At 60.2% G+C, this 26,569-nt stretch carries 8 protein-coding genes; 5 read left to right on the top strand and 3 right to left on the bottom strand.

The window, feature by feature from the left end:
- Positions 1-7 precede the first annotated feature (7 nt).
- The 3 genes from HGI47_RS04325 to HGI47_RS04315 all read left to right on the top strand — a co-directional run bounded on the left by HGI47_RS04325 (position 8) and on the right by HGI47_RS04315 (position 3,012).
- Positions 8-688: a peptidylprolyl isomerase gene (locus tag HGI47_RS04325; RefSeq protein ID WP_168851805.1), complete on the top strand. Its 681-nt coding sequence runs from the start codon at positions 8-10 to the stop codon at positions 686-688.
- A 42-nt stretch (positions 689-730) separates the two neighbouring features.
- Complete coding sequence (gene queA / locus HGI47_RS04320; protein ID WP_168851563.1) at positions 731-1,759, top strand: tRNA preQ1(34) S-adenosylmethionine ribosyltransferase-isomerase QueA; 1,029 nt, start codon at positions 731-733, stop codon at positions 1,757-1,759.
- Positions 1,760-1,821: 62 nt separating this feature from the next.
- Positions 1,822-3,012, top strand: a complete 1,191-nt coding sequence (locus HGI47_RS04315; RefSeq protein ID WP_168851562.1) for a cytochrome P450 — start codon at positions 1,822-1,824, stop codon at positions 3,010-3,012.
- On the opposite strand, the gene HGI47_RS04310 is transcribed toward HGI47_RS04315, so the two are convergent.
- The 3 genes from HGI47_RS04310 to HGI47_RS04300 are packed head-to-tail and all read right to left on the bottom strand — an operon-like array spanning position 3,009 to position 7,606.
- Positions 3,009-4,532, bottom strand: coding sequence for a TolC family protein (locus HGI47_RS04310; protein ID WP_206065989.1), 1,524 nt, complete (start codon positions 4,530-4,532; stop codon positions 3,009-3,011). The genes HGI47_RS04315 and HGI47_RS04310 overlap by 4 nt on opposite strands.
- Positions 4,525-5,859, bottom strand: coding sequence for an HlyD family type I secretion periplasmic adaptor subunit (locus HGI47_RS04305; RefSeq protein WP_168851560.1), 1,335 nt, complete (start codon positions 5,857-5,859; stop codon positions 4,525-4,527). The genes HGI47_RS04310 and HGI47_RS04305 overlap by 8 nt, the downstream gene beginning before the upstream one ends.
- Positions 5,860-5,869: 10 nt before the next feature.
- Positions 5,870-7,606, bottom strand: coding sequence for a type I secretion system permease/ATPase (locus tag HGI47_RS04300; RefSeq protein WP_168851559.1), 1,737 nt, complete (start codon positions 7,604-7,606; stop codon positions 5,870-5,872).
- Between the two features lie 169 nt (positions 7,607-7,775).
- Here HGI47_RS04300 and HGI47_RS22875 point away from each other — a divergent pair, with 169 nt between their 5' ends.
- Both HGI47_RS22875 and HGI47_RS22550 read left to right on the top strand, forming a co-directional pair.
- Entirely contained in the window at positions 7,776-7,898 is a 123-nt protein-coding gene (locus HGI47_RS22875) for a hypothetical protein (RefSeq protein ID WP_255460642.1), read from the top strand.
- Between the two features lie 343 nt (positions 7,899-8,241).
- A complete protein-coding gene (locus HGI47_RS22550; protein ID WP_168851558.1) occupies positions 8,242-26,553 on the top strand; it encodes an S-layer family protein in 18,312 nt (6,103 codons plus the stop codon).
- Positions 26,554-26,569: the final 16 nt, after the last annotated feature.

Genomic DNA, 26,569 nt, shown 5'->3' with positions numbered 1-26,569 from the left:
CGTTTTCATGGTTTCGCGCTTTATCACCGCACTCGCGCTCGGCGCTGCCCTGACGGCTTCCCCGCTTCTGGCGCAGGACAAGAAGGCTGAGGCAACCGAAGCTGCGCCCAAGCCGGTCAATTATGTGGTCAACGCCGATCAAAGCGTTGATCGTGAGAATATCCTGTACCTTGATCTTTCCAACGGCGGTCGTGTCGCGATCCGCCTCATGCCGGAATGGGCACCGGCCCATGTCGAGCGGATCAAGACCCTGGTGCGGCAAGGATTCTACGATGGCATCATTTTCCACCGTGTGATCGATGGCTTCATGGCGCAGACCGGTGATCCGACGGGAACCGGGCAGGGCGGATCACAACTCCCTGATTTGACTGCGGAGTTCAATTCGGTCCCGCATTTGCGCGGCACGGTGTCGATGGCCCGTACTAACGAACCGAACACGGCGAACAGCCAGTTCTTCATCGTGTTCTATCCGCGTTTTGCGCTGGATCACAAATACACGAATTTCGGTCGCGTGATTGCTGGCATGGACATCGTGGACACGATCGTCAGGGGCGAACCGCCTGCGAATCCGACAAAGATCGTGCAGGCATCCATCGCGTCGGACAACAAGCCTGCGCCCGCTGTGCAGGCCCCGCAGCAGACCAAGACCTTTACCGCAGACATGCTGAACAACTCCTCCTCGAACTGACGGGGGTCGCACAAGCGCGCGTTTGCGGATAGGGCGCGGGCCATGCGCGTAGATATCTTTGATTTCGAACTTCCGACAGAAAACATTGCCCTTCGCCCAGCAAAGCCGCGCGATTCGGCGCGGCTTCTGGGTGTGAAGCGGGATGGCCCGTTTCAAGACCTGAGCGTGCTGGACCTGCCCTCGTTGCTCAATCCCGGCGATGTGTTGGTCTTCAACGACACACGGGTTATCCCGGCGCAACTCGAAGGGCAGCGCGGCGAAGCGCGCATTGGTGCCACGCTGCACAAGCGCATCGACCTGCGCCGCTGGCAGGCCTTCGTGCGCAACGCCAAACGCCTGCGCGAAGGCGATGAGATTCGCTTTGCCAATGGCGTGGCGGCCCACGCCGAAAGCCGCCTTGATGATGGTAGCTGGACGTTGTTCTTTCCCGGAGACGAGCCGGTGGAAGTGCTGCTCGAACGGGCAGGCCAAATGCCGCTGCCACCCTATATCGCAGGCAAACGCCCCACCGACGCGCAGGATCGCGAAGACTATCAGACGATGTTTGCGGCAAGGGATGGCGCGGTTGCGGCTCCCACCGCAGCGCTGCATTTTACCCCGCGCTTGATGGAAGCGCTGGCGGCGCGCGGTGTCGGCACGGAAACGCTGACGCTGCATGTGGGCGCGGGCACCTTTTTGCCGGTCAAGGCTGAGGATACGCAGGACCACAGGATGCACGCCGAATGGGGCACCATCGACGCTGCAACGGCTGAGCGGTTGAACGCTGCACGGGCTGCCGGAAACCGCGTGATCGCGGTCGGAACCACATCGCTGCGGCTGCTGGAAAGTGCGACTGGAGAGGACAAGGTGATCCGCCCGTTCGAGGGCGACACTGCAATTTTCATCACGCCGGGATATACGTTCCGGGCTATCGATGGGCTGATGACCAACTTCCACCTGCCCAAATCCACGCTGTTCATGCTGGTTTCGGCGCTGATGGGGCTGGACCGGATGCAGGCAGCCTATTCCCATGCGATTGCGCAGGGTTATCGCTTTTACAGTTACGGGGATTCCAGTCTGCTCCTGCCATAATGCCCAGTTTCGACATGATCCTGGGTGTTTAGCCTGCTGTTCAAAGATATGGGAGCAGGCAGATGATTCCGGCACATGTTCCGGCCACGCGTGTGGTCGATTTTGACATCTTCAATCCTCCCGGTGTTGAGCAGGACTACTTCGCTGCTTGGAAGACATTGACCGGTGGGGCGGGACTGGTCTGGAGCACCGCCAACGGCGGGCACTGGATCGCGGCTCGCGGCGATGTGGTGCGGCAATTGTGGGGCGATGCTGAACGGCTTTCCAGCGAGTGCCTTGCCGTTACGCCCGGCCTTGGCGAGGTGATGCGCTTTATCCCGCTCCAGCAGGATGGGGCCGAGCACAAGGCTTTCCGCAACCCTGTCATGAAGGGCTTGGCTTCGCGTTTTGTCGTTGCGCTGGAACCAAAGGTTGCGGCGGTTGCGCGGGAACTGATGGAAGAGCTGCGTCCGCGCGGGGCATGTGATTTCGTGGCCGATTTTGCGGAAATACTGCCGCTTAACATCTTCCTGTCGCTTATCGACGTGCCACTTGAGGACCGCCCCGCCTTGCGCAAGCTGGGCGTGCAACTGACGCGGCCCGATGGCTCGATGACAGTCGATCAACTGCGGCAGGCGGCGGATGACTACCTCTGGCCGTTCATTGAAAAGCGCATGGCCGAGCCGGGGGATGATCTGTTCAGCCGCATCCTGTCGGAACCGGTTAAGGGCAGGGCATGGACGGTGGACGAGGCGCAGCGCATGTGCCGCAATCTTCTGTTCGGCGGGCTTGATACCGTAGCGGCTATGATTGGCATGGTTACGCTCCATCTGGCGCGTCATCCAGAAGACCAGCGATTGCTACGGGCGCGGCCGGAACTGATCCCCGATGCGGCGGATGAACTGATGCGGCGCTATCCCACCGTCGCGGTGAGCCGCAATGCGGTGGCCGATGTGGAGATCGATGGGGTGACGATCCGCAGCGGCGATCTGGTTTACTTGCCTAGTGTGCTGCACAATCTCGATCCCGCAAGTTTCGATGCGCCCGAAGACGTGCGCTTTGACCGTGGCCTTACCCCCATCCGCCATACCACGATGGGCGTCGGCGCGCATCGCTGTGTCGGTGCGGGGTTGGCGCGGATGGAGGTGATCGTGTTCCTGCGCGAATGGTTGGGGGGGATGCCCGAATTCGGCCTTTCGCCCGACAAGCCGGTGACCATGAAAGGCGGCAATGTCGGTGCTTGTACGCGACTGCCGCTGATTTGGCAGGCCTAGCGCTGACCGGCAGGCACGGTGCTGCCGCTGCGAAGATTGGCGGCGGCATCGCGATAGGTGCGGTCGGTTTCCAGATCACGAACCGGCACAGAATCAATGCCTGAAAGGATAGTGGTGATCAGCGGCACATCACCGCGCCAGCGCTGGTTGCGGAAGTTGTCCTCAGGATCATATCGGCGCACATCAGGCAGAAGTAGCGGCGCTTCAAGACGCCCCATCGCCGCCAGAAGCTGCGCCCGCGCGACATATTCGTTCGCCAGCGCCCCGGCATAACTGGTGCGCACGTTGAGCAGATCACGCGCCAGATCAAGCACATCGAGCGTTGTTCGTGCGCCAGCCTTTTCCTGAACGACCGCGCCGTCATAGGCCTTGCGTGCGGCTTCCGCGGCGGTGCGGAAATGCTCTACCGATTGCCCGGACGCGCGCCATGTGTTCCACGCTTCGGCAACGGTCTGCCGGGTATCGCGCAGCGCTGCATCAAGCAGGCGCCAATCGGCATCGTTTGCCTGTTCGGCCGCTTCGATCCGTGCGCGGCGGCTACCCCCGTCGATCAGGGGGACACCGACCACGATGGCAGAGCGAAGTTCGGTGGTGCGGCGGTTGTTCGAATAAGGCGTGACCGTGCCATAGGCACCACTGCTTTGCAGCGTGACGTTGGGATACTGTTCGGCCCGCGCTGCGGCGAGTTCGGCGCGTGAAACTCTCTCTCGCGCGCTTGCTGCCTGAATGAGCGCGCTCTCTGCTTCGGCAATGGCATAAGCTTCATCAAGCGTCGCCACTCCGGGGTCGAGCGGCGGTGGCGGCGCGAGAGTGCCGGGCAGCGCGCCAACGCTTTGCAAAAAGCGTGATTGGCTGGCCCCGACGCTGCCCTGCGCGTTGAGCAATTGCGCTCTCCCGACCGCAACGCGCGTTTCCACCTGCTGCAGATCGGTTGACGTCACTTCGCGAACCTTGAACCGCGCGGCGCTGGCCGAAAGCTGGCGGTTCAACAGATCAAGGTTCTCAGCGCTGATATCGGCCACGGCGCGGTCACGCACAAGGAACACGTAATCGCGAATTACGGTGAACATCGTTTGCGCTTCGGTCAGGCGCAACTGGTTGCGGCCAAGATCGATCTGCGCCAGCGCCGATTGTTCCGAAGCGAAACGACGGCCAAAGCTGAATAGAGGCTGCGTGAAGATCAGCGCCGCGGTAGATGCAAAGCCATCGATTGCGGCATAGTTCCCGGTTTGCAATTGCGTGCGATCCCACGCAAACTGGTGACGCCCTTCAAGGCTGACTTGCGGGCCATAGGCCGACCTCGCTCCAGGATAGAGCGCATCAGTGGATCGCAAAACGCCACGTTGGGCCAGCAGGTTTGGATTGGCATCATAGGCCAGCGCCAAGGCCTGTTCCAGCCGGGTTACAGGCTGGGTGGCCTGATCCGTCGAGGAAGTGCCGGTGGCTTCCTGTGCGTGCACGGGCAAAGCAGCGCACAGCGCTGCGGCCAAGCCGACCTTAAGCAATCGCGCATCAATCATCGCGGAAGGCCCGTGCGAACTGGTCCCGCAATGGCTTGGTGATGTAGGAGATCATCGAACGATTGCCCGTCTCGATGAACACTTCGGCGGGCATACCAGGCTTAAGTGCCAGTTCTGGATAGCGTTTGAGTTCGGTTTCCGAAATCGCGATGCGTGCCGGATAGAAGCTTGCCTTTGATTCCGCGTCAGTGGTGCGATCAGCCGCCACGAACACGACCTTGCCAGTAATTTCGGGGGTGGCGGTGTTGCTGAACGCGGTAAAGCGGATGCGTGCGGTTTGGCCATCGCGAACTCTGTCGATATCGATAGGAGCGACTGCCGCCTCAATGATCAGGGTGTCGCTGTCGGGCACGATTTCCATGATTACTTCGGCGGGGCGGACGACGCCGCCGATGGTGTTGAACGCCAGCTTATCGACCACGCCATCATGGGGTGCGCGAACGAGGCTGCGGTCCTGCGCATCGCCTGCCGAAACGCTGCGAACCTGCTGCTGGTTCAACACGGCATTCAACTGCGCAAGCTGGGTTCCCGCTTCGGAGCGGCGCGTTTCGCCAAGTTGAATTATCTGCTGGCGTGCTTCGGTAATGCGGGCTTGTGCCTGCGCGATTTCGGCCTGCATTGCGCCGATATTGCCTTCGATGTCGGCTGCGGTGCGTTCAAGCTGATTGAGGCGGCTGATCGTGACCAAATCCTGCTCCCACAGTTCCCGCACGCCCTTGCGCTCCGGTTCGATCAGCACAGACTGCTTTTCAAGGCTGCGGATCTGCGAACGCTGCGCCACGATCTGCTGATTGTATTGCGCGATGCGAGCGTTGAGTTGCGAGGTAAGGCCTGCCTGTTCAGACTGGCGGATGCGAAACAGCTTTTCCTCGTCGGCCATCGCTTTGGACGCAGATGGATCGCCTCGGCGCAGTTCAGCAGGAAACGCGATGTTCGATGCGCCCAAACGCTCCGCCTCAAGTCGGGCACGCTGGGCCAGCATCTGATCGACGCTAAGGCTGGAAAACTGTGCGTCGGCCCCGGTCACACGGTCGTCAAACCGCATCAGCACCTGCCCCTTGCGCACGTGCTGGCCATTGCGCACGAGAATTTCTGCAATCACTCCGCCATTGGGATGGGCGATGCGCTTCACATGGGATTCCACGCCAACTTGCCCGCCAGAGATTACCGCGCCACCAATCGGCACCAGTATTCCAGCTAGCAGGAAGATTGCCAGCAAGGCGGCAATGGCGATGGAAACGGCGCGAAGCTTGCGTTCGACATCGGCTTCGGGATCATAGTCCACGTTGAGTGCGAGTTCCGGCGCGGGAATCAGGCTTTGCTGCATGTCAGACCTTTCAGTTGACCGGCGCCGGGTTAGCCTTCGCAGGGATGAGCTTTGCCAGCACTTCCTGCGTCGGCCCGAAAGCGGCAATCTGGCCATCGCGCATGATCATGGCATGGGTCGTGCGCTCCATGATGCCGGGGCGATGCGATACGATCACGGCGATGCCGCCGCGTTCGCGAATAGCCAGAACCGCCTGCTCCAATGCAGCATCGCCATCGGCATCGAGATTCGAATTCGGCTCATCCAGCACCACAAGAAACGGATCGCCATAGAGCGCTCGCGCAAGCCCGATGCGCTGGCGCTGTCCGCCCGGCAGTGTTTCTCCACCGGCACCAACCGGCGTATCATAGCCCTGCGGCAGGCGCGTAATCAGGTCGTGAACGCCGGCAGCACGCGCGGCGGCGATGACCGCTTCGGAAACGCTTTGCGGATCATTGTCGCGCAAAGGATCGAAGCGCGAGATGTTCTCGGCCACGGTGCCTTCCAAAAGCTCCACGGTTTGCGGCAGATAGCCAAGAAACCGCCCGCGCGCCGCCTCGGTCCATTGATCCAGCGCGCCCCCATCAAGCCGCACATGCCCGCGCAAGGCTGGCCATATGCCGACGAGCGCTTTTCCAAGGCTCGATTTGCCAGCACCACTTGGCCCGATCAGCCCGCAGGCATCGCCCGCTTTGAGGGAGAAGCGCGCGCCATTGACGATGGGGGTCTGCGAACCTGGTGCCCCCGCGAACAATCCTTCAACCTCGAGCCGTTCCTTTGGTGCAGGCAGTGTTGTGGCAACTTCGGCTGCTGGAGGAACCTTGGAAAGCATCTCGGTCAGCCGTTGCCAGCCGTTGCGCGCCGCGATCATGTTCTTCCAGTTGGCAATCGCCTGATCGACGGGGGCCAGCGCACGTCCTGAAAGGATCGAAGCTGCAAAGATCACGCCGCCGCTTGCGCGGTCATTGATCACCAGCAGCGCGCCTACCGTCAGGATAATGGATTGCAGCGCAAGGCGCAGGATCTTGCTGAGGCCGGTAAAAGCAGTCGCGGTGCGGTTCAGGGCGTTTTGTGTGCCGGTATAGCGGCGGTTGATCCCCTCAAACCTGTCCTGCATCCGTTCGCGCATACCAAGCGCTGCCAGAAGCTCGACATGTCGCAAGTTCGCCTCAGCCGCCCCGTTGCGCCACGCAGCAAGCTGCGCGACCTGGGATGACGGCTGCTGCATGGTGCGATTGGTCAGGATCGTCAGCGAAAAGATAACTGCCGCACCGACCAGTGTGGTGACGCCCAGCCAGAAGTGCAGGGCAAACAACACCGCGATGAAGAACACGATCCAAGGCAGATCGATAAGCGTCGCGACGCCACCTGCAAGGAAGGCGCGCACCTGTTCCAGATCGCGCATCGGGATCAGTCCATCGCCCAGCGAACGGTTTCCCTGAAGGCGCAACTGCGAGATCGCATCCTGCACCCGCCGCGACATGCGCCGGTCGAGCGCGTTGGCGACGTCAGCCAGCATTCCGGCACGAACCGTTTCGAAATAGCCCTGAAAAAGGTAAACGGCAGCGAGCAGAACCAGCAAACCGAACAGCGTGGGCAGCGAACGGCTTGGCAAAACGGAATCGTAGATCAGCATCATGTAGAACGACCCGCCAAGTAGCAGGACATTCAAAACAGCGCTTGCTGCAATTACCGCAAAGAATACGCGCCGGTAAGCCTTTGCTGCTTCCCACAGTTCGCCACTGCGCATCGGCCGGGTCAAGAACACCGAATTTCCCCTGTTTCGGACCATCGCTGAACTGCGGGCATGGCTTGCATTATCGGCGCATTGGCAGGATTTCTGCCATTGCACCCCGATTCGCCCGGCCTTGCTAATCGTGTGCTAGTCTGGATTGCAGTTTATTGCCAAGGCATAGCTTGGGTCCAATCCGGGACACGTGATCAAATTTGCAAATTTGATCGGTATCGGGACGACTTCCATTCCAATGCCCATGTCCCACGGCGATGCCCAAATCGAAGCAAAACATCCATATGCTTATTTTGGACTGGTTTGTGATTGACAAATATAGAGAATTTTCAACGCATTTTGTCATTTTCATGACTGCGAAAGCACCCCATTGGCGATGTTGTTAGAAAGATGACAAGTGGCGTAACCTTGTCCGGGGTTGAACCAGATCACTTGCAAGAGCCTGACTGCACGAATATGGATTAATGCGTAAGGCGGGGCGGACGTGGTTAACGTCCGGCAGAAAAGAGCCAGCGGGTTGTCAGTCTTGTTACGAGTGCTGCCTCCTGCATTGTGGCATCCATTGATGGGTTCATACCCGACCTTGCACAGGCACCCGCAAGCAAACTGCTGGCAACCGCGCTGATCTTCCGTCCAGTTGGAATGGAGATCTGGTCATGGACGTTCTGGGCACCAACAATGACGACATCCTCAACGGCACCGAAGCTGCCGAGACGATCGAGGGCCTGGAAGGCAATGACGAACTGAACGGCCTTGGCGGTGAAGATTCGCTGGATGGTGGGTCGGGCAACGACACCATGAGCGGCGGCACCGGCAACGATACCTATCAGGTCGATAGCCCCGATGACCTTGTGATTGAGGGCGCGGATGAGGGAATCGATACGGTCGTCGTGCAGTCCACCTATCCCGAAGGCTATGGCTACTACCTGCCTGAGAACGTCGAAAACCTGACCTTTGCGGAAACCACTGTTCAGTATGGCGGCGGCAACGAACTGGACAATACGATCGTGGCAACCGCTTCGGGCGGCTATCAGATCGAAGGGCAGGGCGGTGACGATACGATCACGGCCGCCGGTGCCGGAAGCATCGGATATCTTTATGGCGGTGATGGCAACGATGCGATTACCGGCTCGGCCACTGGAGCCATCTCGGTTGACGAAAGCGGCTACGTATCGGTTCAGCGCGAAAGTATCAGCGGCGGATCGGGCGATGATACGCTGATCGGTGGCGGGGGACTGGATTATATCAATGGCGATGATGGCGACGACCTGATCACCGGGTCCGATGGCGTGGTCGAACCATCGTACGACATTTACGGCAATCTGCAGCAAGGGCAGGGCGACCAGATCTATGGCGGTTCCGGGAACGATCAGGTTCTGGCAGGGGCAGGGCACGACTATGTGTCGGGCGGTGACGGGAACGATACGCTTTCCGGTGAAGATGGTGATGACCAGATCGATACCGGCAGCGGCGAAGACATCGTTTATGGCGGTGCCGGAAACGACGCTATCTACAGCTATGATTATTCCGAAGGTAGCCCCGACACGATCTATGGCGGCGAAGGAGATGACCGGATCGAGGCATCTTCAACCGGATCGCAGGTTCACGGCGACCAAGGCAACGACCAGCTATCGAGCGTTAGCAGCAACGCCATCGAATGGTTCGGCGGAGCTGGCGATGACACCTTCATCCAGCAAAACGGAAACTATGCGCACGATACGATGACCGGCGGCACCGGATCTGATCGCTATGTGCTGAGCTATGGTTTCGGGAACTTCGAGGATGTCATCACCGATTTCCAGATGATCGATACGGGCAATGGCAGCGATACGATCGATCTGCGCAATTTCCTCTCCAGCGGTTATCTGAACAACTATACCTATGGCACGAACCCCTTCCAAAGCGGCCATATGCAGCTTGTGCAGGATGGGGCCGATGTTCTGCTGCAGGTGGATTACAACGCCAGCGGCGACAACTGGCAGACGATGCTGCGCCTTGCCAATGTCGATTTGAACGATTGGCAGATCGAAAACTTCACGCCGGCTATTGCCCGGAATGGCACGGGCTTCTCCACCTCATCCGGCGGTGGGAGTGGAGACGACTACCTCTTCGGTACGGGCGAAACCGATACGATCAGCGGCGGAGGAGGCAACGATCGCGTATTTGGCGACTGGGGCAATGACGTGCTGAACGGTGAGGCCGGAGACGACCTGCTTGATGGTGGCGAAGGAGCCGACGAGCTATTCGGCGGCGATGGCAACGATGTATTCGGAGATAGCCCTGCATCCTATCCCGAACTGCGTGTGAATAAGCCCGAGAGTGCGGTGGGCGATGTAAATGCCGCAGATTTCCGTGCCCAGAATGATCATGGCGACTTCCGCGATTCTGGTGTCGACATCATGACTGGTGGCGCAGGCGCCGATATCTATTATCTGGAATACAACAGCGATACCGGCGTGACCGATGTAGTGACCGACTTCGATGTCAGCGAAGATGTCATCGGTCTTGCCCGCCTGCTTGATTCGGGCAACATCTCCAGCGGTAGCAATCCGTTCGAGAACGGAACGCTCGAAGCGGTGCAGGATGGCCCCGATACGCTCATCCGTATGTATGGCTATCTCGATCTCGTCCGGTTGCAGAACGTTGATGCTGCCACGCTGACAGCGGCGAACATCGATCTCGGCTTCCCGCTTGTTGGTGATCCCCAGACGATCACCGGAACCGAAGACAACGATTCACTCTATGGCGGCTTTGGCCCGGACTCGATTGAGGCACTGGGAGGCAACGACTACGCCGAAGGTGGTCTGGCGGGCGACTTCATCGAAGGCGGCCTTGGCGACGACAATCTCTATGGCGGCAGCGGCAACGACACCCTCCACGGCGGTGACGAAGGCGTCTACGTTTCGCCATTGCCTGCTGATCTCACCAGCTATTTCGGCGCGCTGAACAATGCGCTGATCAACGGGCTTGGCGGCACCGCCGGATTTGGTGAGGCGACCGTCGGCCGCAACGACGATAACAGCTTCAACATCGTGTTCCCTGCCGAGTTCGACTCGACCGGATGGGTGTTCGCTGGCAACCAAAACACTGCCTTCAACCTTAACAATAACGGTTATGTTACTTTCAGTGGCCTTTCGATTGGCCTTATCCCGACAGACGTCGACACGCGCAATTCCGCCATGCAGCCCAGCCCCGGTGGCAACAGCACCGGTAGCAATCTTGCGTGGTATGATTTCGATGCAGCGGCCAATACCATCACCGTCACCTGGGATGACGTTGGCCGCTTTTCGTTCGGGACCACCCCGGTCGCCGCGCAGGTTCAGATTACAGCCTTGGGCGACGGGGATTTCGATGTCGTTCTGCGGTATGAGGCGCAGGGCTTCTCGTTCGGTAATCCCACGATAACGCTCAGCGGCGTCAACTATTCGCTGCCGATCAACAACGCGCTGCACACCAGCACGGGCAATGTCGGGCAGCCCGGCGTATGGGCGTTCCAGATTCGCGGCAATGAGCTGATCGGCCTTCCCACCAATGGGGATGGCAACGATTACCTCGAAGGCGGCAGCGGCAATGATACGCTCTACGGTGGCACTGGCAATGACTCGCTCTATGGCGGTCAGGGTGACGACGCGCTCTATGGCGGCGAAGGCAACGACAATATCTATGATTACGGCGGTGGCACCAACTCGCTCTATGGTGGCGCTGGCGATGACAGTATGTCTGCCGAGAACGGCGTTTCCACGGTTGATGGCGGCGAAGGCAACGACACCATCAACTATTATGCACCAAGCAGCGGCGGTGGCGGCAGCGAGGCTTCGATTGCTGCTCTTGTCGTTGGCCCGCCAGCAGGAGGCGCGGACACTGGCACCATTATCGGCGGTGATGGTAACGACAATATCAACGTCTATGGCGGTTCGGCTGATATCTACGGCGGGGCCGGAAACGACCGGATTTACACGTCCACTGGTTCCGGCATAGTCGATGGCGGCGATGGCGATGACACCTTCGAAGGCGTCGGCTATTCCTCGCAATCGCGCACTTATACTGGCGGCGCAGGCGTCGATACCTACGACTATCGCGGCTTTAGCTGGTCCAGCGCGCCTGGCGCAGTTGTCGTTACCGATTTCACGACTGGCGTAGGTGGAGACGTTTTCCGTCTGAACGATTTCGGCAATCCGCCAAACTACTCCTATGGTTCAAATCCCTTTGCCACCGGCCATCTCCGTCTTGATCAGGATGGCGACGATGTTGTCCTGATGGGCGACTATGACGGCACTGATGGCACAGACTACGATTTCGTCGAACTGGTGCGTTTCCAGAACCACCTTGTTGCCGATTTCGTGGCAGACAACTTCGGCGGGTTCGATCCTGCTGCCGATGAATCGCTGACGATCGTCGGCACCGAAGGCAATGACGAGCTTTATGGCGGCGCGGTTGGCGATACCATCACCGGGCTTGGCGGTACTGACTATATCTTCGGCGGCAACGGTCCCGACCAGATCGATGGCGGTTCGGGCTACGATTACCTCTATGGTGGCAGCGGGGCCGACGCGATCCAGACCGGCGCGGATGGCGCGACAGTCTATGGCGGAACAGGCGGCGATACCGTTACCGGCAGCGATGGCTATGACGAAATCTACGGCGAAGACGGCAACGACCAGATCGATGCCGGTGCGACCGGTGACTATGTTCAGGGCGGCGCTGGCGACGATACGATCACCGGCGGCGACGGCGACGATACGCTGATTGGCGACGATTACTCCGGCGGTGGAACGCAAGGCAGCGACACGATCTTTGGCGGTGCCGGCAACGATTCGATCTACCTCGACAGCATCTACTATGGCGGTGCCGGTGGTGACGATGTTGTTGAGGCCGGCGATGGCAACGACACAATCGTGCTGCGCGGCTATTCGATCAGCAGTTCCTCCACCAGCGGAACCGATACCGTCGATGGCGGCGCTGGCGACGATACTTTCACACAGGTCGGCACCGGGCCGGGCATTGCCACGCTGACAGGCGGTCTTGGCGTCGATACATATCAGGTGGCGGCACCCGGCAGCGGCTCTGATGCCGATGTTGTGACTGACTTTACCGCCGGCGAAGGCGGAGATCGCATCGATTTCGGCGGCTTGCCGTTCGATGGCCTGCCAAGCGGCGAAAGTCCCTTTACCAACGGCTATCTGCGTTTCGTTCAGGATGGCGCGGACACGCTGTTCGAATATGATCGCGATGGTTCTGGCACGTCGGATGGCTGGGTCACGCTGATGCGTCTCGAAGGCGTTGACGCCACGAATCTGACTCGCGCAAACCTCGTCCAGAACTGGTCGCCCGACGGCACCGGTATTACCATCAACGATGATGAGGCAGGCAACTACCTCTATGGCACCGACGATGGCGATACGATCCTCGGCAACGGCGGCGGTGATGTCGTTTACGGCGCAGGCGGCAGTGACGATATCCAGGGTGGCGCGGGCTTCGATACGCTTTACGGTGGCACTGGCGCGGATACGATCACCGGTGGCGATGATGGCGACTACGTCTTTGGCGAAGTCGGCAACGACGATCTCGATGGCGGCGCGGGCAATGATGACGTTCGCGGCGGCGAAGGCGCCGATGTGGTGCGCGGTGGCGAAGGGGCGGATACGCTCGAAATCTATTACGGCGGTGGAGGTGACGATACCGTCTATGGCGCTGGCGGCAACGACACCATCTATCTGAGCTACGGCGGTGCGGATTACGGCACCGACACCGTCTATGGCGGTGACGGTGACGATGTGATCCGCGACATCAGCGCTGGGGCCGGTTTCACCACGGTTACCGGCGGCGACGGCCGTGACACCTACATCTTTACCTATGTCTCGCCCAGCTATGCGGTCGACACAATTACAGATTTTGCAGCAGGTCCAGGCGGCGATCTGCTTGACTTTGCGTCCATTCCGTTTTCCGGTCTGCCCGAAAGCGGCAATCCCTTCACCGGTGGTCACATCACGTTTGTGGCCGATGGCGCGGACACGCTCGTCCAGTATGATTATGACGGCGATGCAGGCGGTTCCTCCAGCCTTTACACTATCCTGCGTCTGCAGAACGTGGCCCCAGCCTCGCTGACGCGCGACAACTTCACCGCAGCCTATTCGCCCGATGGCACCGGCCTGACCATCAACGATGATAACAATGGCAATACGATCAATGGCACGCCCGATGCCGATACGATCAATGGCAACGGCGGCAACGATACGATTTATGCCGGCGCATCGGCCGATGTGATCGATGCAGGCGATGGCAACGATACGGTCTATGCGGGCAGCGGCAATGACCAGATCGGCGGCGGTGCGGGCTATGACGTGCTCTATGGCGAAGGCGGTGACGATACCATCGGGCTTGGCGCGGACAGCGACGGTGGCGTGATCAGCGGCGGCGAAGGCAACGATGCCATCGAAGGCAGCGAAGGTGCCGATACGCTTTATGGCGATGGTGGCAACGACACCATCAACGGCAACGGCGGCAACGACACGATCTACGATGGCGGCGGGGACGATACCGTTCACGCAGGCGAAGGCAACGATGCCATCTATGGCAGCGGCAACGCCGGGGATGCGCTCCACGGCGATGGCGGCAACGACTATATCCAGAGCGGTAGCGGCGCGCTCTATGGCGGCGCGGGGGCAGACGAGCTCTACCTCACCGGCAGCGGTGGCGGCACCGCCGACGGTGGCGAAGGCGATGACTTCTTCACCTGGCTGACGCTGGGCGGCGGCGTTGCCGATCGCTTCACTGGCGGTGACGGTCGCGATGTGTTCCGGCCGTACTATTTCAACTCCACCTACACCGCAGACGTGATCACCGATTTCAGCGCGGGCCTTGGCGGGGACCGGCTCGATCTTGGTTATCTCATTGCCTCGCTCGGCAACTATGCAACCGGCACCAACCCGTTTGGCAGTGGTCACATGCGCTTCGTGGCGGATGGCGCAGACACGCTCCTGCAGATCGATACCGATGGCGGTGCCGACAACTGGACGACCGTGCTGCGGCTCGAAAGCCTCGATCCGGCAACGCTGGTGCGCGACAACATCGTCCAGGCCTATTCGCCCACTGGCGTCGATGGGGTGACGATCAACGACGGCGATGGCCCCGGCAATCTCACCGGCACGGCTGACGATGACACGATCAGCGGCAATGGCGGCGACGATGTAGTCAACGCATTGGCTGGCGATGATACCGTATATGGCGGCGCCGGTCAGGATTCCATCTCAGGTGGCCTCGGCAACGATACGTTGGACGGCGATGCCGGCAACGACAGCATATATGGTGAGGGCGGCGATGACGTTATCGCGGGCGGGACAGAGGCCGACTATCTCTATGGCGGCAGCGGTAACGACAATATCGAGGGTGGCGAGGGCGGCGACACCATCGACGGTGGCGATGGCGCAGACGTCCTGACCGGCGGCGATGGCAATGATACGATCTACAGCGGCGCCGGTCCGAACGACGAGATCTACGGCGGGCTGGGCGATGATTACCTTTCCGGCACATCCGGTTCGCATGTCGAAGGGGGCGAAGGCAACGATACGCTTGTCGTCAACGGCGCAGGTGCAACCTTCATCGGTGATGCAGGGGACGATATCTTCCTGCAAGTCAGCCACGATGGTGGAGCGGTCGATACGCTGACGGGCGGGGCCGGACGTGACAGCTACCGCATCGATTACGTCAACATTTCGCGCACCGCCGATGTGGTGACAGACTTTGCAGCCGGGGCCGGTGGCGACGTGCTGGATATCTCGCTGGTTCTGGCATCGACAATCGGCCTTCCTGGTGGTGACAATCCCTTTGCCGCCGGGTTCATGCGGGTAGTCGCGAATGAAGACCTGTCGGCCACGCTGGTGCAGGTCGATACCAATGGCGGCAGCGATAGCTGGCAGACCGTGCTCGTTCTCGAAGGCGTGTCGCCAGAGGATCTGACGCGCGAAAACTTCTCGCCGCAACATGCCCCCGATGGTTCGGGGATCGAGATTACCGATGGTGCCAGCGGCACGATCATCGTCGGCACCTCTGGCGGCGATGCGATCTATGGCGGGGGCGGAAACGACACGATCTATGCCGGTGGTGGCGATGACCTTGCCGATGGTGGCACCGGAAGCGACGTCATCTACGGCGGTCGTGGCAACGACTTCGTGTTCGGTGATGCCAACAACGATATCGTCTATGGCGATGATGGCACGGACGAGGTTCACGGTGGCGAAGGGGACGATTCCGTCTTCGGCCAGGCCGGAGATGACACGCTCTATGGCGATGGCGGGAACGATTACCTTGCCGATACCGAAGGCAACAACACCTTCTATGGCGGCGATGGCAATGATACCTTCGGCACGGTCGGGCAGGGCAGCGGCACGGATACCTATACCGGCGGTTTGGGGCGTGACAGCTATGGCCTGAACTGGGCATCGGGCAATCCGGCTGATGTGGTGACCGATTTCGCCACCGGCATCGGCGGTGACGTGATCGACATTTCCAGTGTCGGCGGCATTTATCTTGGCGCGGAGAACCCCTTCCTGCGCGGCTTCCTGCGTCTTCAGCAGGATGGTGCCGATACGCTGCTGCAATTCAACGCCGATGGCATCGGGGATGATTGGCAAAGCGTGCTCCGCCTTCAGGGCACTACGCCTGCCAGCTTCAGCTACGATAACTTCATCCCACAATATGGCCCTGATGGCACGGGCGCGACGATCATCGGCACGGCCAATGGCGAAAACCTCTATGGCACGGTCAGCAATGACATAATCGAAGGCCGCAACGGCAACGATACGCTCTATGGCGGTGCCGGTCTTGACACCCTGCGCGGGGAAGGCGGCAACGATGTGCTTGATGGCGGCACCGGCAACGATGCCCTTTTCGGCGGCATCGGCAACGATGCCTTCTATGACAATTCCGGTGCCAACACCGCTGATGGCGGCGAGGGCAACGATACGTTCTATTACGTCAGCGGTGGCACGCAGGTCGATACTCTTACCGGCGGCACGGGCAGCGACAGTTATGTCCTTTCGTGGACGACGGGCCGTCCTGCCGATGTGGTGACTGATTTCGCTGCCGGTCTTGGCGGCGATGTGATCGATGTTTCCTATATCAACTCGCTTTATTTCGGTGGGTCGGACAACCCGTTCGTCACCGGATATCTACGCCTGTTGCAGGATGGTCTGGACACAGTGCTGCAATACAGCGCTGATGCTTCAGGCACCGTCTGGGAATCCGTTCTGCGCCTGCAAAATGTTGATGCGGCCACGCTCACATACGCCAACTTCACGCCGCAGTTCGGCCCCGATGGCACGGGCGCGACGATCAACGATGGGGCAAGCGGCAACTCGCTCTATGGCACGCCCAGCAACGACATCATCAACGGCAACGATGGCAACGACGGTCTTTACGGGGACCGCGGAAACGATCAGCTTTTTGGCGGCAACGGTGCTGATTACCTCGCCGGGCAGCGCGGTTCTGATGCGCTTTATGGCGGCATCGGCAACGATACGCTGATCGATATCGAAGGTGCCAACACTATCGAAGGCGGCGAAGGCAACGATACCTTCCAGCAGGTTGGTTACGGCGATACCGGATCGCAATTGACCGGTGGTGCCGGAGCGGATGTCTACCAGCTTCTCTGGCGTGTCGGCGGGATGACCGACGTCATCACCGATTTCACCACCGGCCCCGGTGGCGATCAACTCTATCTGCACTCGATCCTCAGCCAGACCATCGGCTATACGTCGGGCGAAAATCCGTTCCTTACCGGCCATCTCGCGCTGGTGCAGGACGGTGCAGACGTGCTGCTGATGTTTGATCGCGATGGTTCGGGCGCAAGCGCTGCTGTTGCGCTGGTGCGGATGCAGAATGTCTCGGTCGGGGATTTCACGCTCGACAGCTTCGATCCCAACTACTCACCGGGCGGCACGGGCGTAACGCTCGAAGGTACGTCAGAGGGCGAAGTTCTTTACGGCACTGCCTCGAACGATACGATTTCCGGCCTTGGCGGGGCAGACACGATCTACGCCGGTTCGGGCGACGATAGCATCTATGGCGGCACCGGCCCTGACTATCTTCAGGGCGGCCAGGGCAACGATGGCCTCTATGGCGGTGACGGAAACGACACGATCCTCGATTCCTTCGGCACATCCACTGTGAGCGGTGGAGATGGAGATGACTACATCGCCGTCGCCAGCGGTACGGTGCATGGCGACGAAGGCGACGACACGATCCAGAGCAGCGGCGCTGGCGATTACTACGGCGATGCCGGGCGCGACACTCTCTCCGGTTCGGGCACGCTCTATGGTGGCGATGATGCCGACGTGGTGACGGTCACCACCGAAGGCGGCACTGGCTATGGCGATGCTGGCAACGACGATGTGCGTGGCGGCAACGGCGCGCAGTCGCTCTATGGCGGCGATGGCGTCGATACGATGCGCGGTGGCGCAGGCAACGATCTGCTTTCCGGCGATGCTGGCGATGATGAACTGAATGGCGAGGCTGGCGACGACAGCCTTCAGGGCGGTTCGGGCTATGACTCCGCCCGCTATTTCGGCAACCGCGCCGATTTTACCGTTACCGACAATGGCGATGGCACATTCACCGTCATCGATAATCGTCCCGGTTCACCAGCAGGCACCGATACGCTGCAAGGCGTTGAAGTGCTGGTCTTCGATGATCAGGAACTGCCGTTGGCCACGTTCGCCGGCTACACTTGGTACGGATCAAGCGCGGACGACAGCGTGCCCGGCACGCCGCTTTATGTGCAGCCCGGCGCGATCATTCCGGGTAGCGAACCCGGCTTCGATATCTCGAACCCCGTTACCGATTACGATCTGATGGGCGATGACACGATCAATGCCGGGCCGGGCTTCGACCAGATCAATGGCGGTGGCGGCAACGATACCGTCATCGGCGCGGGCGGGCCGGATGTGCTTTATGGCAACACCGGAAACGACACGCTCTATGGCGAAGAAGGCGATGACGACCTCTATGGCGGTTCTGGCCTCGATACCATTTACGGTGGTGAGGAAGACGACGTTATTCGCGGCGGCCTGCATGACGACACGCTCTATGGCGGTAACAACAACGACGACATTTCCGACTTTGAAGGCACCAACCTGATCCACGGCGATGCCGGGGCGGACGTGCTGGCAGGGTCGGGCGAGATTTACGGTGGCTCTGGCAACGATAGCGTGAACGTTATCGGCACCGGCTATGGCGATGGCGGCAACGACAGCGTTACCGGTACAGGCGAAATGCGCGGCGGCGAAGGGGACGATTCCGTCAGCGGTACGGGCGTGCTCTATGGCGATGCCGGGAACGATGTGCTCGTCCCCTATGGTTCGTCCACGGCCTATGGTGGCGACGGCAACGACAGCTTCGCGCAAAACATCTTCCACGAGGGTGACGCGACCTATTACGGCGGCGCAGGCAACGATGCGATCTCGATCATCTATGGCGGCGACACCGCTTTTGGCGATGATGGCGATGATATCATCAGCGCAGGCATCTACTCCGGCGACAACGCGCTCAGCGGCGGTGCAGGTGAAGACCGGATCACGGGTGGCACGGGCAATGACACCATTGATGGCGGTGCCAATGATGACGTTGCGGTCTATGCTCGCGTTCGCGGAGACTTCACGGTTACCCAGAACGGTGCAGGTGGCTACACGGTCGTCGATAACCACGGCAACGAAGGGCAGGACGATGTAACCGACGTCGAAACCCTGCGCTTCACCGACATCGATTTTCAGGTCAATGACGGCAACAGCGGCCAGACTTTTGGCGGTGATGGCGACGCGAACCTGATAAGCGGCACCCAGTATGACGATATCGTGCGGGGCGAAGGTGGCGACGACCAGATCGAAACCGGATCGGGCAACGACCGCATTTATGGCGGCGAAGGGGCTGATCGCATTGAGGCCGACGGCAACGAAGTTCCCGGCCTGATTGCCGACTTCCGTGGGATCGGCAACGATGTGGTCTACGGCGGTGGCGGGGATGATGTGATCTCCACCGGTGCCGGTTACGACATCGTGAACGGCGACGATGGCAACGACACGATCGACGGCGGCGAGGGCGACGACCAGTTGTTCGGCAACGCGGGCGACGATGCCATCTATGGCGGCGCTGGCGCGGATCGCATTGTCGATACCCAGGGCGAAAACACCATCGAAGGCGGTGCAGGGGCTGACAATATCACCGGCTATGGCGTGGTCCGTGGTGGTGACGACAACGACATCATCACCGGCGATGGCCAGCTCTTCGGCGATGCCGGGAACGACATCATGTCGGGCACGGGCGAACTTGACGGTGGCGAAGGCAACGACGATATCGCCACCATCTACTCCATCGCCTATGGTGGTGAGGGCAACGACACTATCCGGGGCTGGACGGGTTACTACTACAGCTCCGGCAGCGAAACGCTTTACGGAGGCAGCGGCGACGACGCCATCAACGGCGGTTACGGCGCGGATATCGTCGTTGGCGGCGCAGGTGACGATGACCTGACCGGTGCTGAACACGACGACCAGATTTATGGCGGTTCGGGCTATGACAAGGCCTATTACGCAGCCAATATCGGTGCCTATACCTTCACCGATCTTGGCGCGGGCCAGTTCGAATACCTCAGCGCCACGTTCCGTATCACCGGCAACGCTGATGGCACGGTCACCGTGGTCGATCTGCGCCCCGGTTCGCCGCTGGGCACGGATACGCTTACCGGTATCGAACTCTTCGTGTTCAACGACGACGAACTCGCCAATCCTTATCCCACCGATCCGAATTTCGGCATGACTATTCTGGGCACGCCGTTCGACGATATCCTGATCGGGGATTCGGGTAACGATACCATCACCGGCTTTGCCGGAAACGACCGTCTGTTCGGTGACGATGGCAATGACAGCATCGTCGCGGGCCTTGGTAACGATGTGCTGGATGGCGGTTCGGGCAATGACGACCTGCGCGGCGATGAAGGCATCGACCACATCTATGCGGGCAGCGGCTCCGACGTGGTTTCTGGCGGCGCAGACGGCGATATCATCTACGGTGGCCAGGGCGCAGATCAGATCGCTGGCGATGGCGGCAACGACGAAATCTATGACGAGAATGGCCTCAACGTCATTCACGGCAACGATGGCAACGACACGATCTATGCCGATGGCGAGATCTACGGCGATGCCGGGGCTGACCGTATCGGCCATTTCTACAACTATGCCGAAGGCACAATCTACGGCGGCGCTGATGATGATACGATCTACGCCGCAGGTGCGCTCGCATCGGGCGGCACCGGCAACGACAGCATCCTGTCCGTCACCGCGCTCACCCACGGCGATGAAGGCAACGACAGCGTAAAGGGCAGCGGCGAACTGCATGGCGATGATGGCGACGATACCGTCATGGTCTATGCCGGAGCCACTGGCCACGGCGATGCCGGGGACGATTACCTGCGCGGCTCCACGCTTTACGAGATCTCGGCCGATGGCAGCCAGACGTTCTATGGCGGCACCGGCAACGACACGATCCGTGGCGACTATGTGGTCTACGGCGTCGGCGCGACCGTCGGCAACGGCAGCGATCCTTTCGCGCATGGCAGTGATGACACCATCGATGGTGGCGCGGATACCGATACCGCCGCCTATGCAGAACGCCGTGATCGTTACACCGTGGTGCGCAATGCCGAAGGCGTTCTCACCGTCATCGCCAACTTCACATCGGAAAGCACCGATACGCTCACGGGCGTAGAGCAACTGGCCTTCTCCGATACGACCATTGGCGAAGCGCAGGCAGGCCAGACCATCACCGGCACCGCAGGCCTTGATGATCTGCTCGGCACCGCGCAGGACGATGTGATCTCGCTGCTTGACGGCAATGACAGCGTGTTCGCTGGCACCGGCAATGATCACGTCTACGGCGGTGTCGGTAGTGACACGATCCGTGGTGAAGAAGGCAACGACGTCCTCCTTGGCGAAAATGGCGACGACGCGATCTATGGCGGCAACGGCCTCGATCAGATCATCGGCGGCGAAGGCAGCGACCTTCTCTACGGCGAACTCGGCAACGACTACATCGCGGGCGGCTCAGGCGACGATCTGCTCTCTGGCGGTGCGGACAACGACGTTCTGGTAGACAGCGAGGGTGACAACATCCTCTACGGCGATGATGGCAACGACAATATCACCGGCAATGGCGTGCTCTATGGCGGCTCCGGCAATGACAGCCTGAGCGGCAACGGAGACCTCTACGGCGGCACCGATAACGACACCATCCGGGGTTACGGTCGCGTCTTCGGTGACGATGGCAACGACCAGTTGCAGGGCGGCTTCGAAATCTATGGTGGCGACGGCAACGACAGCATCATTGCCGAAGGCACCACGCTGGCCGAAGGCGGCGATGGCGATGACCTGATTGCTCCGTGGATCTACAACGATGGCGATGGCACCTTCCACGGCAACGCCGGCAACGACACCCTTTATGGCGGCTACGGCACCGACAACCTCAGCGGTGACGATGGCAACGACACGCTTTATGGCGGTCAGGGCCATGACCGTCTCTACGGAGGACTTGGCGGCGATACCTTCTATGGCGGCGGCGGAGACGACAAGATCTACGGCGGCGGCCAGACCGAGGAAAACCCCGACGTCGTTTACTATTACGGGAACCGCAACGACTACACGATCGTCACGATCGACGGAAAAACCATCGTCACGGACAATCGTCCCGGTTCACCTGATGGCGTAGACACGCTCTACGGCATTTACGATGTCCGCTTCCTCGATGCCGATTACGTCACGTCACCCAACTATGGGGTAGAAGTGAACGGCACCGAAGGTGACGACGTGATCAACGATCACAGCGCGCCCAATCCGCCGCTGATCAATCTTGGTTCGGGTGACGATTTCGTTCGCGGTAATGGTGGCAACGATCTGATCGAAGGCCTTGCCGGCAGTGATACCCTCTATGGCGGTGACGGCAACGACACCATCAATGGCGGAACCGAGGCGGATTCGATCCACGGTGACGCCGGGGCCGATGTGCTCAGCGGCAATGACGGTGACGATGAAATCACCGGTGGTGCCGGAACCGATACGCTTTACGGCGGGCAGGGCGAAGACAATCTCTACGGCGGCACTGAAGACGACAGTCTCTATGGTGGCAGCCAGAACGATCTGCTGCTGGGCGGCGATGGCAACGATCTGCTCGATGGCGGTAGTGAAGATGACTACCTGCTTGGCCTGTCCGGTAACGATACGCTGTTCGGCGGTTTCGGAGACGATACGCTTGATGGCGGTATCGGTGACGATATCCTTTCGGATACGTCAGGCGCGAACGTGCTGGATGGCGGTGAAGGCAATGATGCCGTCACCGGCACGGGCGATCTCTACGGCGGCCTTGGTGATGACGCGCTGACCGGTGTTGCGGGCAGCCAGAACCTTTATGGCGGGCTTGGCAGCGATAGCTACATTACCGGCGATGGCGATGATCGCATCCTCGATTCCGGCCTGCCTGAAGATGTTGATCGCGTTACCTACGCGGCCGTACGCAGCACCTTCACGGTCGCACAGGACATCGGGGGCATCCGCATCGTCGATAACCGCGGCAATGGCGGCGACGATCTGGTGCAAGGCATCGAAGAATATGTCTTCGGCGCAACTACGCTGACCTTCGGCACGCTCAACGTCGGTCGTGCCACCGATCTTTCGGCTTCGCTAGTCGATGAAACGCTGCTGGTCAGCACACCTTTCGAAACGCGCGTAACGGCGGGCGATGATATCCTTGAAACCGGCACCGGTAACGACACCATCGATACCGGCACGGGCAATGACCGGATCGATAGCTTCGAAGGCAATGACGACGTTCAGTCGGGCGAAGGCAACGACGTGGTCTTTGCTGGCACCGGCAACGATACCGTTGATGGCGGTGCGGGCGACGACCAGCTCTTTGGGGAGGATGGCGATGATACCATCTCCGGTTCAGCAGGCATGGACGAGATGTTCGGCGGCTTCGGCGCGGATATCCTTTATGGCGGTGATGACAACGACCTGATCCGTGGCGGCAACAACGATGACGCCCTGTTCGGCGGTAGCGGCAACGACGATTTGCGCGGCGAACATGGCAATGATTCGATTTCCGGCGGTGATGGCGATGATGTCATCGTCGACAACGAAGGCACCAACACCCTGCAGGGCGGCATTGGCAACGATGCGATCACCGGCAACGGCAACCTGTATGGTGATGCCGGCAACGATACGCTGTCAGGCAATGGCAGCCTTTATGGCGGTGCGGGACAGGATCTGATCAACGGCTCCGGCACGCTTGATGGCGGTGACGACAATGACGAGATCAACGGCAGCAATGGCGTTGACACGATTTTTGGCGGCAGCGGCAACGATGTGATCCGCACCGGCAGCGGTGCCGATGTGGTGGATGCCGGGGCTGGCGATGATGCGATCACCGGCGGCGCGGGCAACCAGACCGTCGAAGGCGGTGATGGCAACGATATCTTCTACATCAATGGTCCGCGCTCGCAGTTCACGGTCACCTATGATGGTTCGGGTGGCTACATCGTCGTCGATAACTTCCCCGAAAACGGCGATTTTGGCGAGGATCATCTGGTCGGTGTGGAAGCCATTCAGTTCTCTGATCAGCTTTTCGTGCTCAGCCCCGATACCACCGGCGATATTTTCGACGGCGGCAACTATGCCGATACCTACAACGGCAGCATCGGGCCTGATGTGGCGCGTGGCTTTGGTGGCAACGATACCCTCTATGGCAACGAGGGCGATGACACGCTCTATGGCGATGGCGGCAACGACAGCCTCTATGGCGGTGCCGACGATGATCTGCTTGATGGCGGCGATGGCATCGACACGATGGACGGCGGTGCCGGCGATGATCGCTATCGTGTCGGCAATGTGAACGATGTCGTGATCGAAAATGCCGACGCGGGCATCGATACCATCGAATCGGAAATCAGCAGCTTCTCGCTGATGACAACGCCGCACGTCGAAAACCTTGTTTATACGCGCGATTTCGGCAACTTCACCGGCACGGGCAATGCTCTTGCCAACGAGATCACCGGCGGCAATCAGAACGATACGCTGGATGGAGGCCAAGGCGCAGACCGTCTTGTCGGCCTTGCCGGAAATGATCGCTACTTCGTTGACGATGCCGGCGATGTCGTGGTCGAACAGACAGCGCAGGGAACGGATTCGGTCTATGCCACCGTCAGCTATGCCTTGTCGGCCAATGTCGAAAACCTCTACTTGGTCGAAGGTGCCGCTGCGGCCATCGAGGCAACCGGCAACGATCTGGACAACGCGATCTACGGCAACAGCTTCGGCAATGTGCTCGATGGCGGGCTTGGCGCAGACAGGCTCTATGGCGGCAACGGCAACGATACTTTCGTCGTCGACAACGTGGGCGATCTGATTGGTGACAGCGGTGGTGATGCCGATACGGTCCGCACCACGCTGAACACCTATGTCCTGCCGGGTGCAACCGAAAATCTGGTGTTCATCGGTGCTGGCAATTTCGTTGGCACGGGCAATGCCAAGGCCAACATGATCGATGGTGGCGCTGGCAACGATACGCTCGACGGCGGTTATGGTGCCGATACCCTGCGGGGCAAGGGCGGGGACGACGTTTACTATCTCGACCGCCCGGAAGATACGGTTGTCGAACTTGCCGGCGAAGGAAACGATACTGTCATCGCCGGGATGGACTGGACGATTGGTGCCGGGATGGAAATCGAACGGGTTCAGGCGGTAGCCGGTGCGGCGAACGTACACCTGACCGGTAATGAACTGGCGAACGTCCTGGTCGGCAACAACGCTGGAAACCGCCTTGATGGTGGTGCCGGTGCCGATACCCTGCTCGGCGGCCACGGCAACGATATCTATGTTGTCGATAGCCTTGGCGATGTGGTGGACGAAACCGGTGGCAGCGGCGTTGATACCGTGGAATCCTTTGTCAGTTATACGCTGGCAGCGGATCTGGAAAACCTCACGCTGCGCACTGGCGGTCTTGTTGGCACCGGCAACGCATCGAACAACATCATCAACGGCAGCAACGGGATCGATGTGGTCTTCGGCGGTGCCGGGAACGACCGCATCTTTGGTCATGATGGCGACGATGAACTGCACGGTGGCGACCAGAACGACACGATTGAAGGGGGCAACAACAACGACACCCTGTTTGGCGATGATGGCAATGATCGCCTTGATGGCGGCAATGGCAACGACACGCTCTATGGTGGCGATGGTGCCGATAACCTCTTCGGCCGGGCCGGCAGCGACGTTCTGTTTGGCGGCACCGGAAACGATGGCCTAGATGGCGATGCGGGTGCCGATACGATGACCGGCGGTCAGGGCAACGACCGCTACTTCGTCGACAATGTGGGCGACGAGGTGATCGAAGCCAGTGGCGAAGGCACGGACTCGGTTCGGGTGACGCTTTCCAGCTACACGCTCGGCGCGAATGTCGAAAATCTGACTGCGGGTGGCGCAGCCGATTTCACTGGCACCGGCAACGAGCTGGACAACAGCCTGACCGGTGGTGACGGCAACGATACGCTTTTCGGCATGGACGGCATCGATCGTCTGGTTGGCGGGGCCGGGGCAGACGTTTTGTTTGGCGGAGCCGGGGCGGACAGGTTCGTCTTCACCAGCCTTGCCGAATTCAGCGCCGGACCGCTCGACCGTATCGCTGACTTCTCATTGGCCGAAGGGGACCGCATCCGTCTCGATACCATTGATGCCAACAGCGTTGTTGGCGGCAATCAGGCCTTCGCGTTTATCGGCACGGCTGCCTTCAGCGGCACGGCAGGTGAACTGCGCTATGATGCGATCGGAGCGAACTCGATCGTCTATGGCGATGTCGATGGCGATGGCGTGGCGGACTTCCAGTTCCAGGTCGATGGATTGACCGCTTTCCTTGGGGCGGAATTCGTCCTCTAAGGAAGGACTGGAGATG

Origin of the sequence: Novosphingobium sp. ERN07, from assembly GCF_012641335.1 — a bacterium.
Classification (GTDB): domain Bacteria; phylum Pseudomonadota; class Alphaproteobacteria; order Sphingomonadales; family Sphingomonadaceae; genus Novosphingobium.
This window is presented reverse-complemented; position numbering and strand designations above follow the sequence as displayed.

What these genes read in the sequence shown, in the direction of transcription:
- HGI47_RS04325 (WP_168851805.1), top strand. Translation starts at nt 8, where the DNA reads ATGGTTTCGCGCTTTATCACCGCACTCGCGCTCGGCGCTGCCCTGACG.
- queA (WP_168851563.1), top strand. Translation starts at nt 731, where the DNA reads ATGCGCGTAGATATCTTTGATTTCGAACTTCCGACAGAAAACATTGCC.
- HGI47_RS04315 (WP_168851562.1), top strand. Translation starts at nt 1,822, where the DNA reads ATGATTCCGGCACATGTTCCGGCCACGCGTGTGGTCGATTTTGACATC.
- HGI47_RS04310 (WP_206065989.1), bottom strand. Translation starts at nt 4,532, where the DNA reads ATGATTGATGCGCGATTGCTTAAGGTCGGCTTGGCCGCAGCGCTGTGC.
- HGI47_RS04305 (WP_168851560.1), bottom strand. Translation starts at nt 5,859, where the DNA reads ATGCAGCAAAGCCTGATTCCCGCGCCGGAACTCGCACTCAACGTGGAC.
- HGI47_RS22550 (WP_168851558.1), top strand. Translation starts at nt 8,242, where the DNA reads ATGGACGTTCTGGGCACCAACAATGACGACATCCTCAACGGCACCGAA.